The sequence below is a fragment of the Sphingobacterium sp. B16(2022) genome (assembly GCF_012030425.1).
In the GTDB taxonomy this organism is placed as follows: Bacteria; Bacteroidota; Bacteroidia; order Sphingobacteriales; family Sphingobacteriaceae; genus Sphingobacterium; species Sphingobacterium anhuiense.
Window position 1 is genome coordinate 1,023,512 of record NZ_JAAUVN010000001.1, and the last position, 13,355, is coordinate 1,036,866.

The following is a 13,355-nucleotide window of genomic DNA, read 5'->3' on the forward strand; positions in this document are numbered from 1 at the left end:
CAATAATGGTTATATTTGGTCTGTTTGCATACTATTTGGAACCCGGGTTATCTACGTCTAATTATAATTTGCTAGCATAATCTTTTTGAGGTTGATGTCATGGAATGCGCGTTCCTATAGCTAATCTGATAAATTGATAAACCTAAGCCAATGATGCATACAAGTCATACGCATATTGAAAAGATGAATAACAATAAATCAAGAATGAAAAATATACTATTGCTGGTGGGCTTATGTGCTTCCTGCAATCTTTATGGTCATAAAAAGGGAGCTGACTTTGAACCTATCGCACTTCAATGCGAGCATCTGGTCAATCCATTGGCTATTGATGTGGAGCAACCCAGATTTACCTGGATGCTGAAAGACGATCGGCAGGGGGCTAAGCAAGTGGCCTATCAAGTTATAGTGGGAACTGACTCATTGTCAATCGTCAATAATAAAGGAAATATCTGGGATACTGGCAAACTGATGAAAGACAATATTCTTGTCCGTTATGCGGGTAAAGATCTTCATGCACTGACACGATATTTCTGGAAAGTTACAGTATGGGATAAAGATGGAAGACCAAGTAGTTCGGGCGTTGCTTCTTTTGAAACGGGCATGATGTCAAGGTTCAACTGGAAAGGTGCATGGATTAGTGATCATGCCAACGAAAATGATAAACCCGCACCATATTTTCGTAAAAAGTTTACAACGAATAAAACAGTTAAGTATGCTCGGGCTTACATTGCGGCAGCAGGTCTTTATGAGCTTTCTTTAAATGGAGCTAAAGTTGGGGAAAACGTCCTCGATCCTATGTATACGCGCTTTGATAAAAGGCTGTTGTATGTTGTCCATGATGTGACTGCGCAGATTAAAAGTGGAAATAATGCAATCGGAGTGATACTTGGAAATGGTTGGTACAACCATCAGTCACTTGCTGTATGGGATTTCAACAATGCGCCGTGGCGCAACCGTCCTACATTTTGCATGGATTTACGTATTGTATATACCGACGGGACGGAAGAGACAATCTCATCAGAGCGCGATTGGAAAACTTCTTCAGGACCGATTATATTCAATAGCATCTACACCGGTGAACATTATGATGCGAGATTGGAGCAGAAAGGATGGGATGAAGCGGATTTTGATGATTCAAAATGGAATGGTGTGCGGTATCGCAGTGCACCTGCTGATTTGATTGTGGCGCAACAGACGGTTCCAATCCGTATGGTAAATACTTTTACGCCCAAAAGCGTTAAAAGAATAGATGATAAAACCTACGTTTTTGACCTGGGGCAGAATATGTCAGGCATCACTAAAGTGAAAGCCAGTGGGACAGCAGGAACGGTATTAAAGATTAAACACGGGGAACGATTACATCAAGATGGGCGCCTGGATCAGTCTAATATTGATGTTTATTTTAGAGGTGACAAAGAGACTGATCCTTTTCAAACGGATATTTTAATACTGAGTGGCAAAAAGCAGGATGAGTTTATGCCAAAGTTTAACTATAAGGGGTTCCGTTATGTAGAGGTGTCGAGTAGTGAACCATTGGACTTAAAAGATCTGAATATTACATCGTATTTTGTCCATAGTGATGTGGCTGCAAAGGGTGAGGTTAAGACGTCGTCAAAGTTGGTCAATGATCTTTGGAAGGTTACTAATAATGCGTATTTATCCAATCTGATGGGGTATCCTACGGATTGTCCGCAAAGGGAAAAGAATGGCTGGACAGGTGATGGCCATCTGGCAATCGAAACAGCATTTTATAATTTTGATGGAATTACTGTCTATGAAAAATGGATTGCCGATCACCGTGACGAACAACAGCCCAATGGTGTTTTACCAGATATTATTCCAACAGGTGGCTGGGGATATGGTGATGCAAACGGGCTGGACTGGACCAGTACAATCGCAATTATTCCATGGCAGGTATATATGTTTTATGGCGATAACAGGCTTTTGGAAGATTCCTACCAGAATATTAAGAATTATGTCGATTATGTGGACCGTATCAGTCCGGAAGCATTGACTACTTTTGGGCGTGGAGACTGGGTACCTGTTAAGTCTACTTCAAATTTAGAATTGACATCGTCCATCTATTTCTATGTGGATGCTACAATTCTGAGTGCTGCCGCGAAAATGTTTGGAAAACAGGTTGACTATGAGAAATATGATCGCTTAAGTAAGAAAATCAAAAAGGCGATCAATGAAAAGTTTCTGAATGTTTCTACAGGAATTTATGGAAGTGGAACGCAGACTGAATTGAGCATGGCCCTGCACTGGGATGTTGTTCCTGAAGATGTGAAAACAAAGGTCGCTTTTAATCTGAATAAAAAAGTTGAGGAATCCGGTTTTCATCTAGATGTTGGTGTATTAGGAGCAAAGGCATTGTTGAATGCGCTCAAAAACAATGGTTATGAGGAGTCCGCTTATAAAGTAGCTGTTCAAGATTCTTATCCATCTTGGGGATGGTGGGTCGTTAACGGAGCTACTACGTTACTGGAGAATTGGGATCTTGATGCTAAGCGAGATATATCGGATAACCATATGATGTTTGGGGAAATAGGGGGCTGGTTTTTTAAATCTTTGGGTGGGATTTTACCAGATCCTGAGCAACCTGGATTTAAACATATTCTGCTGAAGCCCATATTTCCGAAAACATTGGATCATTCCGAGATTACACATGCTTCGCCGTATGGTGATATTGTATCTAAATGGAAAAAGAATAAGAATATTGTTACTTATGATGTAACAGTTCCGGCCAATGCAACAGCGACCTTTTTTCCTCCTAGTAATGCTAAAGAAAAGCAATCTATGGCGCTTGAGGCAGGCAAACACCGCATAAAAGTACAGCTATTATAGGCAGAGATGTAACGGATGTTACTTTTTTACTGTGAATCTATATCTGGATACTTGTACTGTTACTAGCAATTAAGACCGTTTTGATTATTCCAAACGCTATTGAAGTTATGAGCGCAGTACTGCGGAGTTGTTGTCGAAAGGTATGTGATTACTTATCGTCTTGGAAGTTCTAAACTGTTCTGTCATTCAGAATAAATACGCTTATCGATGATTGGGTAAGCGTATTTATTATAGTAGTTTTTAATTTTGCGAAGCTATTTAAAAAATGTGTAGTTAACAGGTTTGAAAATGAATACTTCATTGCCCACATTTCCGCTTGAATAGCCATGAAGTGTAGGCGTCATCTTCATTTCAAAAGATTGCTTTCTTTAATGATTCTTCTGATTTCCTGTTCAAAATGATAGGCAATATCAAAATTTTCATTCCCTACATTTTCCATTATGATAACACTGGTTTTTGTTTTTGGATAGTATAAATTAACCGCCGTAAAACCTTCTGATGGGTGAAATCCTGTATGGCCAATTTCAGCAATACTGTCTTTATCATTTATTCGCAAACCATAGCCGTAACCAATAGGATTTTTACTGAAAAGCTGATGTGTGTTGGTTATAACATAACTTGTCATCACTTTGTAGGTGGTAGGTTTTAGAACTTTTCCCTGATGTAAACATGCGTTCCATTTTGCAAGATCGGATGCAGTAACAATTAAGTGACTGCCAAAAGTATGGCTAGCATCAAAACTTAATTGTTCGTTGCGTCTAAAAGTTCTGTCTTGTAGCACGGTATGTCCTTTTGTTAGTAATTCGCTATTGATTTCATTTGGATAATAGCTATCGTTCATGTGACAATTTTTAAATAGTGCTGTCACTAAAGCTTCAAAACTTTTCCCACTTTGCTTTTCAAGAACAAGTCCCGCAACATAATAACCCACATTAGAATAATTGAATGAAGATCCTGGTTTAAATTTCAATGGTTTGTCTATATCGTCGCTGTATAATCCTGAAGTGTTGTTGAGCAGTTGATGGACGGTGACGGTATCCGCCCAAGTATATTTCAAATCAGGCAAATATTTACGAATAGGTTTTTTTAAATCAATTTTCCCCTTTTCTACTTGCTGTAAAATAAGTGCTGCGGTAAATTGTTTGGCTATGGACATGGTAGAAAACTTGTCGTCCATTTTTAAGGGGATCTCTTTGCTGAAATCAGCTCGTCCGTATGCTTTTGCATATTTTGTTATTCCATTTTGTCCAATGTAAACTACTCCATTAAAATCTCGTGGACTTTTAGTTAGCAGTAAACTATCAATTTTTGTTGAATAGTTGTCTTTCAATTGTGCTGATGAATGGCAACTTGTCAATAGAACTGTTGTTGCAAGAAATATTAGTTTTAAAATTGGCTTCATTTAGCTATGGGATATAAATATCAAAGTCTATTTTTTAATGTCGGTCGATAATAGGTAATGAACGCGAATCAGTTCTAAAAAAAAGGTTTTAGTATGCTCTTGATGTTATGATTAATAGTTGCGCTCTTTGTTTTGCCTGTGATCATCAATGGTGTAATTGTCTAATAATTACCTTTTAAGATCTTGTTGATCAATGCCATTGACAGTCTTGCCAGTCTGTTAACATATGAAAGAGTAAACCAACCGCAATAATTCGAGTTTTAGGAAAAAAGAGTAAGATAAAGTATACTGCAATTGCATAATAGGAGTGAAGTGGATGAAAGCCTATACTGCAACGATCTGGTGCGAATATTGGAGTCGCTAACAAATGATCGAGATCAACCAGCATTGTAGCAATCATGATTAACCAGGCACGTTTCCATTGTTTTCTAAAAAACACATACGAAAGTAATCCTGGAGCTAAAAAATGTAAGGTATAATGAATGAATGTCTGTAGGTAATGTAATGTCTCAATATTCATTTAATAAACAAAATAAAGTGATAGATGTAGTTTTTCGGCCTCCCTAATTTCTGCAAATATAAGGATCAAAAAGTGAAATATTGAAGGAAATCACATCCCGATTAATGGTCTTTTTTACTGGAAGAAAGACTGCCAAAGATGACGTTTGATCTTTCAGCTTGTCGGATTTTTATTGAAGTGATCAGTGGAATTGTCGTCCTCATTGATATTTTCTTGTATAAATTTTGGAAAGTATCGCTATTTGGCGCAATTGCAATTCAGGTTGATGTCTATATTTTCACCTATAAATTCCCTGTATTCACCGAGTTTTTCCTGAGCTTAGTCTAAATGTCATCGTGTTTGATTGATTTACAAACTATTTTTGAATCAATAAAAGAACGACTAACCATCAATATAAAATAAAGACATTATGAAAACTTTAGTAAACACATTCGTAGCAGTAGCCTTGATCGTAGTATCGACTTTCACTATGGCAACCGCAAAACCAAAAGTACCGAATAAAAAAACAGTTGTCAATCTATCGACAGCAGCGCTAGCTATCGACCATTACGTAGCGATTATGACTGCGGGTGAATCAGCAGGTCTGGAAAAACTTTTTACTTCAGATTTCACCCAAAAGATAAACGCAAAAGAAGGGCGGACCAATAGTCGTTCAGAAGTCGTCTCATTCTTAAAAAAACAAAAAGGAGATCAACTGAACTGTAAAACGAGTACCATAATCGTAGAAAATTCCGCTGATTATAAAGTAGCGAGAATAACAATGCAATTTGAAGGATTTACTAAGACTGATCTTGTAACTTTGGTCAATGACGGCGGTAACTGGAAAGTCTCCCAATCGATTACTACATATCAGTAATTCATTTGCAAATCATAAAGGAATTCAGTGTTCAATTTTTACTTTTAGCCAAAAAAAATATGATGATTATAAAACCGCTCTCCCTTACAATTATTCTCGGAATGTTGGTAGGAACTGCTTCTGCACAGACCCACATGACGATTCAGGAAGGTATTTCCAAGGTCGAAGCTGGATTAATCCCACCAGTCCGTTTTGAGGGCGAAGCTTCTTGGGATATCGTTTCCCGGATGCAGTTTTATAACGTTCCAGGGGTGAGTATAGCTGTTATCAAAGACTCAAAAGTTATTTGGAGTAAAACGTATGGCTATGCAGATCTTGATTCTAAAACGCCAGTAACTTCAAAAACACTTTTCCAGGTAGCTTCGATGAGTAAGCCTGTAAGCGCTTATGCGGCTTTGAAAGCCGTGGAAGAGGGAAAGTTAGACCCTGATAGTAATGTTAATGTATATCTGAAGTCATGGAAAGTTTCTGAAAATGAATGGACTAAATCGAAAAAAGTTACACTAAAAAATATTGTGAGCCATACTGCTGGTTTTACAGTAAGTGGATTTCCTGGTTATAAGGTAAGTGATCCTCTTCCTACTGCTGTTCAAGTGTTGAATGGCGTAAAACCTTCCAATACCCCTGCAGTTTTTGTTGATAAGCTTCCGGGGGCTAATTTTCGATATTCAGGTGGTGGATATACGGTGATGCAACAGATGCTTTCGGACCTCGAGGGGAAAGATTTTACGACTATTATGCGTGAAAAAGTGCTTCTCCCTCTTGCTATGCACAACAGCAGTTTTGCACAGCCACTTCCAGCAGCACAAGCACAGTTTACAGCTACAGCCTATGGTGTCGATGGACGTAAAGTGGAGGGACGATACCATATTTATCCGGAGCAGGCTGCTGCGGGTCTGTGGTCTACGGCCGAAGATTATGCTAAGTTTGTCATCGATATTCAAAATACACTTAGTGGCAAAAGCAGTAGGGTAATTTCCAAAAAAACGGCAGAAGAATTTTCGAGTCCGTTTGTTGAACCTTTTATAGGTTTGGGCATTTTTCTAGAAAATTACAACGGAGAGGTTTATGTGACCCATGGTGGTTGGAATGAGGGGTTTAGTAGTAGCTTTATTGGAAGTAAAACAAGCGGTGACGGAGTTGTGATTCTTACAAACACCAACAAACCCCTGTTTATCAATGAGCTCGTGAGATCCGTTGCATTAGTCTACCATTGGCCCAATTATATTGCACCAACTAATCAAATTCTGCCGTTAAGTCAGCATGATTTAAATGCTCATTTAGGGAGCTACAAGTTTGAAAAATATGGTTTTATCAAAGTCTATAAAGAAAATGGTAAACTGATGACAGTTCGCAATGTGGATGCTCCGGTGGAACTTATCAAAGTTGGAGAAAATACATTCGCTATGCGAGACTGGAATTTCAAGGTGAGTTTTGATATGGATTCAAGTTCTGGTAAAAAAGAACTTGTACATACTTTAGCTGATAAAACTGTTCGATCTAAAAGTCCTCAGATCGGCAGCGATGAAATTATACCCTTAGCATTAATTTTAGAAGGTCATTTTGAAAAAGGTGTAAAGGCATATCAAAGGGCAAAACAAGAAGATAGCCAACATGAGCAGCTTTCAGAAGGCTTTCTGAATGGTACAGGATATGAACTGCTCCATCAGAAAAAAAATGCTCAGGCTATTGCTGTTTTTAGCATCAACACGATCTTGTATCCAGAGAGTGAAAATGTCTACGATAGTTTAGCTGAGGCTTATCTCAAAGACGGACAGAAAGAAAAAGCAAAGCAGAACTACCGAAAAGTACTTGAAATCAATACTAAAAATGAAAAAGCCCGTAAAATCTTAGAAACGTTATAATCTTGAATGCCATAGTCAGGAAATTAAATTTAAGACTATGGCATTTAAACCTGTTTTTATGATTATGGTCTTAACGTGTAAGTAACTATATTTTCTATGTTTACGTGTTTGTTGTTATAAGTTTGGTTTTCAAATACAAAATTTAGCTTTTTCAATATTGCTATAGAACTGCTATTATCTGATGAAGGAAATGCAGTAATTACTGTTGCCTTCAAATTGTTGAAAGTGAATCTAAGAACGGCCTGTAAAGCCTCTTTCATATAGCCTTTTCCCTGAAATTCTGGTAACATTTCATAACCAATCTCGACCATATCAGATTCATGATCAAAGTTCCAGCAACAGACCGAACCGATTAAAGTATCATTGTTACTTAGAGTGATCACCCAGTACAGACATTCTTTCTTTTTTACCATTCCATTGATTCTTTCAATGTATTTGACTGCCTGTTTTAAAGTCGTCGCATTGTCACGGCCAACAAAATTGTTTGTAACTGGATCGGAATGTAGTTTATGAATGAAGTTATAATTCTTCCTGAGTATTTTTTTTAATGTTAACCTTTCTGTATGCAGCGTTGGAAAATCTGTAAAATTTAAGTTCAGCATATGTTCTGTTGAAATGATTAAAAAGGGCTTTTTAGAATTTCTTATTTAATACATGTATTGGAAAACTTATTTTGTTATGATAAAATCAAACGTTATCATTTTTTGTGCTACTTATGAAATACCAAGAGCTTTCATTTTTACTAAAAATTCTTCTTGAGAAATCTCTCCTGAACCAAATCTGTGTTGCAATAGCAGCTTATTTTCATTTTCAGTCATAGGTCTTGTATATAGATCTTCTACTCGTGCTTTTTCATTTAATAATGGTGTGGTAATGTGCTGTAATTTGGCAAAAGCCTCATAATATCGAACCCCTAATATTCTTTGAGATTTTGCATCGAAATGAAGCTGATCTTCATTTGCAGTCAAATTTTTGGCTGTTACATAATAACAATGTGCGTGTGATTGTGCATACTTTAACAATTCTTCATTGACTTTGGGGTAGCTTGTAAAATATTGGCCATAAAGCCCGTTTGTTAAGAAGTTTCCAATCTCACCAATAATCAAAGGCAGATGCGGAGCGTCCAATTGTGAGCGTAATTCTGTTATTATTTTTTCAAATTTATCACTATAATGTGCCGCAGTGTGGGCAAAACTATCGTTCTCGCCCTGATGCCAGAGTATGCCTGCTAATTGGCTGCTGCGCATCGCTAACTTGGCCTGCGCAACTGCATGATCAAAAAGTGCACCTCCAATAGACCAGTCATCTAGGCTTGTGCCGCCATCTGCACAGGGGATGAGTCCAATTTCAAGTTCTTTGTTGTGGGCTTGCCATGAGGCTGCGAATGAAGAACTAAGGCCAACCCCTGCGGTAGAGCGGTCATTATGGATAGGTTCAAACATGATCTGCCACCTGCCATTCCGTAAAACTTTAATATTTTCATTTAATATCTGAGGTACATCATTTACGTAACCTCGGCCTGCCATATTTGATTGGCCAATGAGTAAAAAAGACTGTATCATTTGACTGTATTCAATTATTCCTTATTATAATATCAAACCTATAGGAAAAATACGATATAAATGTAATAGCGATGAATTTTTTAATCGATAAAGATGCTAAAGTAATTGCAAGGAACTGAACTGATGCATGTATTGGAAAAGGTTTTGAAAGTAAAATAAAAGGTGCGGAATATATTATCCCGCACCTCGTTAATTGTTTACATCGTATTAATAGTTCTCACTTATTAATACCTGACTTGCAATGCGATCTCACCTAAATCAGCTAGGTCGGTCTGAGTTGTAAATACAACGCGACCTTTTTTAGACAGTACTTCCCAAGCGATATTGCTAACAATATCATCTATGGCATCTTCTAGGTTCGCATCTTCAACGAGATCAAATGTTCTTTCGTCTGTCATGACTACAGGCTGCGAAAAATCATTATTAATAATTAGAAGTTCCCCGCGACCATCCAGGGAAGCTTGATAGATTTCTTGCAAATCCGTCAGTACTTTACCTGTTCCTACGGCTTCTTTCATCTGACTGATGGCGTCGGTACGTTGCTGTTTTTGTAATGTTTCAATAATCTCCCAAGATTGCTTTACAATTTCATGAGGAGCAACGTGGTTATAATTTATTGGAGCATGTCCAATATAGGCCGCTGGTATATCAGCTACTTCTTGTAATTTGACATAATTATCTTCTGTACTGATGACCACACAAGCCAATCCGGTATCGTGATGCAGTTTTACGAATGCCTTATCGACGGTATTTAAATATTCACGCACCATATTATCTACTTTCCGGGCATTACTGGCTTGATCTGCGTTGGCCACCTGAAGCGTATTCTCCGGAAAGGGAAAGTCATCATTCTTTATTTCAGTAACTATGCTATCATTTACGGCTTCATAAATTTGTACACCACTTTGTGATAGTAACATCAGCAAATAGTTTGTACTTCTATTATAGGATTTGATAAGTGAGCGAACAGCGAATCTTTCGGAGATATGTACGCCTTCACGACTTGTTTCCCATGCTGATTTTATTATTTCTTCGGTATCATTAGAGAGAAAAATATGGAGACTGTCCAGATTATAATTGAGATCGATCTGCGTAGTTATCGTTTGTATTTTTTCCAATAGGGGGGCTATTGTTTTTTTATCAAACGTTGTTGTTAATCTATCTTCGGCTTCTTTAAGTAAATTCTTCAAGGAAACTGCATCTGTGAGGTTATCCGGGTGAGTACGATGCGTATTCAGCGAGATGGTTACACAAGGATTACTTTTTACATTGGCGATTTTCTGTAATTGTTCTTTTAATATCATAACTTTTACATTTTATTTATCAGAAATTTAATTTTAAACTGATAATTGTTGAGTGTTTTGTTAAGATAGTTAAAAAATGTTTAATATCAAAGAAATCAAGGTGCAATAATCACATTTCAAAGCTTGAAATTCTATTATCAAGCTATCTAAAAATAGCATTTTTATGCGCTCCAGGCCAATTACATCATGACTATAAAGCTTCATATAGCCATGCATGCAGGATACCGATTCTATGCGGTTGGTCTTAAAGGTGTAGCAACTGGTAAAGCATTGGTTTTGAGAAGGCAGGAAATATGCGAAATACAATTGATATATTTCAATTTGCTATTTTTTTTGTTTTTTTGGAATAAAATATGGTTCTTTATGTATTAAATGTCTTTAAGACAAATAAACTAGAATGATGCACACCCTTTGTATTATCGCTCGATCAACCAAAATAAACCAACAAATTTTAAACAATTATGACTAACACATCAAGAAGAAAATTTATTAAGAACTCTACAGCTGTCGTTACAATAGCTGGTCTAACTTCTATGTTTCCTAAGCTATATGCTTCAGTGGGTACAACGCAAAAAATTCGTGTTGGTGCCATTGGTATTAACGGTATGGGATGGTCCGATTTGAATGCGATCCTCAAACATCCAGATGTTGTCTGTACAGCACTTTGTGATGTGGACAACAATGTTTTACAGAAGCGGATAAAAGAGCTTGAAGAAAGAGGTATTTCGGTAAAAGGTTTTAACAACTACCGTGATTTATTAAAAAGTAAAGATGTGGATGTCGTGGTTATCGGTACGCCTGATCATTGGCATTGTTTACAGATGATAGAAGCTTGCCAGGCGGGGAAAGATGTTTATGTTGAGAAACCATTGGGTAATTCGATCGCTGAATGCAGGGCGATGGTGGATGCAGTAAAGAAAAGTAAATCCATTGTTCAGGTAGGGCAGTGGCAACGCAGTCAACAACATTTTCGAGATGCAGTAGCATTTGTGCATTCCGGAAAGCTGGGTAAGATCCGCCTGGTAAAAGCTTGGGCATACCAAGGTTGGATGAAAAGTATTCCTGTTAAACCTGATGGGCCGGTTCCAGCAGGTGTGAATTATGACTTGTGGTTGGGTCCTGCAAAGAAACATCCTTTTAATCCGAATAGATTTCATTTTGATTTTAGGTGGTATTGGGATTATGCTGGTGGCTTAATGACAGATTGGGGTGTTCATATGCTTGATTATGCACTGCTAGGAATGAAGGCGACTAAACCGATTTCAATTATGGCATCTGGAGGGAAGTTTGCTTATCCTCAAGATGCAGCCGAAACTCCAGATACGTTAACCACGGTATATGAGTTTGAGGGTTTTAATGTGCAATGGGAGCATGCTACAGGTATTGACGGTGGTCCTTATGGAAAGGATCATGGCGTGGCTTTTATTGGAAACAATGGTACTTTAGTGCTTAACCGAGGCGGTTGGGAGGTCATTCCTGAAAAGGGGCGCATGGATGGCATTGCTTTTCAGCGTTCAGTTGATGACGGTTTGAATCTGCATGCGGTTAATTTTATTGAAGCAGTGAAAAGCAGAGATTCATCGACTTTGAACTGTCCTGTGGAGGATGGGGCTGCAATCGCGATATTTTCGCAAATGGGGAACATTGCCTATCGTACGGGAAAGAAGATTTATTGGAACCAAGAAACCTGGTCTTTTGGTATTGAAGATGCAGATAAATTAATATCGGCATCTTACCATAATGGTTATAAGCTACCTACAATTTAAAATATTATGATCAATATATTTTTGTAATGCCAGCATACAGTGCTGATAACAGTAAGATGTTGTATGCATTTGAATCTATTAAATGGGGGGCATTGAACATGAAATTAGGGACCAGGTACTTCCGGCTCTAACTAAACGATATTTTTCGATGTGGTAAATAGATTAGAATGATATAATTGTTACTTGGCAATTAGAACGCGAGATGTTGATGGCTCTATAAAAAAAGTTTTCTAATTATCCTACTAGTGTGTTTATGTTAAACTTTTGTGATATAAATTTAACTATACATTTTATTGATTGTCAATTTGTTATCATGTTTAAAACGTGTTGATTAGGTCTTTAGAATATTAATTTTATATCTATATATTTGTGTCAAAATTGTTGGAAATATGAAAAAAAAGGTTGTGCTTATTCAGGATGATGAAGATATCCTTGAAATCATGGATGAAGTTTTGACAGATGAAGGCTTTGATGTTACTTCATCATTAACAACCGAACCCATTGAAAATATCGACAAGATCGAACCTGATGTTGTGGTAGTAGATGAGCATATTCGGGGAGGGAAGAAAGGTACGAAAGTGATAGAAGAGTTGAAAAGTGATCCAGAAACAGAGGATTTATCGGCCGTGCTTACTTCAACATCATATGATTTGCCTCAAACAGCAAAAGATTGTAAAGCTGATGACTATATCGAAAAACCGTTTGATCTGGATCATATGGTTGATGTTGTCAAAAATAATTCTTAACGGCGGAAAATTTAAAGTTTGTTCCTGACATGATTTTATATACAACCGATTTGAACGTTTTATGTAAACATATTAATCTGTTGAGATTTAAATAAGTTCAAATGGCTTATGCTAGAAAAAGGAGATACAAATAGTATCTCCTTTTTCTATTTCAGAGGTATACTCCAAACTGAAAGATTTTTATCATTTTTCCATCAAAATAACTTTCTTTATTCTTATTTCTTTAATCGTGTCTTGTTACTAAGCTGGTGGACGTTAGGTAAAACTGTACTGCTAATAAATGGGCAAGGGATGCGATTTTAAAATCTATATAAACCTTTTACGTTTATTTAATAATATAAGTTCATCGAATTTTAGTAAATCATTTTACGATCTGAAAGTACAATACAATAAGGGAAAAGAGAGAATTTCCTATGTGACCAAGTTGTGCTCTTAATGATTGTATTGCTCTTTGGTGTAGCTTATAAGTACCTTTTACTGAAATTTC

11 protein-coding genes are annotated in these 13,355 nt (G+C 37.1%); 6 read left to right on the forward strand and 5 right to left on the reverse strand.

What is annotated here, in order from left to right; genetic code table 11:
• The first annotated feature begins 150 nt into the window (after positions 1–150).
• On the forward strand, positions 151–2,847 hold the full coding sequence (locus HCX49_RS04580; protein ID WP_237682715.1) for an alpha-L-rhamnosidase: 2,697 nt from the start codon (positions 151–153) through the stop codon (positions 2,845–2,847).
• 346 nt (positions 2,848–3,193) lie between these two features.
• On the opposite strand, the gene HCX49_RS04585 is transcribed toward HCX49_RS04580, so the two are convergent.
• Positions 3,194–4,249 (reverse strand): serine hydrolase domain-containing protein, encoded by a 1,056-nt coding sequence (locus HCX49_RS04585; protein ID WP_168126319.1) that lies wholly within the window; start codon positions 4,247–4,249, stop codon positions 3,194–3,196.
• Between the two features lie 190 nt (positions 4,250–4,439).
• Entirely contained in the window at positions 4,440–4,769 is a 330-nt protein-coding gene (locus HCX49_RS04590; RefSeq protein ID WP_132767578.1) for a DUF6122 family protein, read from the reverse strand.
• A 138-nt stretch (positions 4,770–4,907) separates the two neighbouring features.
• Between HCX49_RS04590 and HCX49_RS04595 the strand changes: the two genes are divergently transcribed.
• The 3 genes from HCX49_RS04595 (at position 4,908) to HCX49_RS04605 (ending at position 7,490) form a co-directional block, all read left to right on the forward strand.
• Positions 4,908–5,096, forward strand: a complete 189-nt coding sequence (locus tag HCX49_RS04595; protein WP_168126320.1) for a hypothetical protein — start codon at positions 4,908–4,910, stop codon at positions 5,094–5,096.
• Between the two features lie 82 nt (positions 5,097–5,178).
• A complete protein-coding gene (locus HCX49_RS04600) occupies positions 5,179–5,625 on the forward strand; it encodes a nuclear transport factor 2 family protein (protein ID WP_168126321.1) in 447 nt (148 codons plus the stop codon).
• A 59-nt stretch (positions 5,626–5,684) separates the two neighbouring features.
• Positions 5,685–7,490 carry a serine hydrolase gene (locus HCX49_RS04605; RefSeq protein ID WP_168126322.1) on the forward strand — a complete coding sequence of 602 codons (1,806 nt, stop codon included), beginning with the start codon at positions 5,685–5,687 and terminating at the stop codon, positions 7,488–7,490.
• A gap of 62 nt (positions 7,491–7,552) precedes the next feature.
• Here HCX49_RS04605 and HCX49_RS04610 read toward each other — a convergent pair whose 3' ends face one another.
• The 3 genes from HCX49_RS04610 to HCX49_RS04620 form a co-directional block, all read right to left on the reverse strand.
• Complete coding sequence (locus HCX49_RS04610) at positions 7,553–8,092, reverse strand: GNAT family N-acetyltransferase (protein WP_168126323.1); 540 nt, start codon at positions 8,090–8,092, stop codon at positions 7,553–7,555.
• A gap of 111 nt (positions 8,093–8,203) precedes the next feature.
• Positions 8,204–9,052, reverse strand: a complete 849-nt coding sequence (locus HCX49_RS04615; RefSeq protein ID WP_168126324.1) for a sialate O-acetylesterase — start codon at positions 9,050–9,052, stop codon at positions 8,204–8,206.
• A gap of 224 nt (positions 9,053–9,276) precedes the next feature.
• A complete protein-coding gene (locus HCX49_RS04620; protein ID WP_168126325.1) occupies positions 9,277–10,356 on the reverse strand; it encodes a hypothetical protein in 1,080 nt (359 codons plus the stop codon).
• Between the two features lie 461 nt (positions 10,357–10,817).
• On the opposite strand from HCX49_RS04620, the gene HCX49_RS04625 reads away from it, so the two are divergent.
• Both HCX49_RS04625 and HCX49_RS04630 read left to right on the forward strand, forming a co-directional pair.
• Positions 10,818–12,122, forward strand: a complete 1,305-nt coding sequence (locus tag HCX49_RS04625) for a Gfo/Idh/MocA family protein (RefSeq protein ID WP_168126326.1) — start codon at positions 10,818–10,820, stop codon at positions 12,120–12,122.
• A gap of 389 nt (positions 12,123–12,511) precedes the next feature.
• Entirely contained in the window at positions 12,512–12,868 is a 357-nt protein-coding gene (locus HCX49_RS04630; RefSeq protein WP_132767591.1) for a response regulator, read from the forward strand.
• The last annotated feature ends 487 nt before the right edge of the window (positions 12,869–13,355 follow it).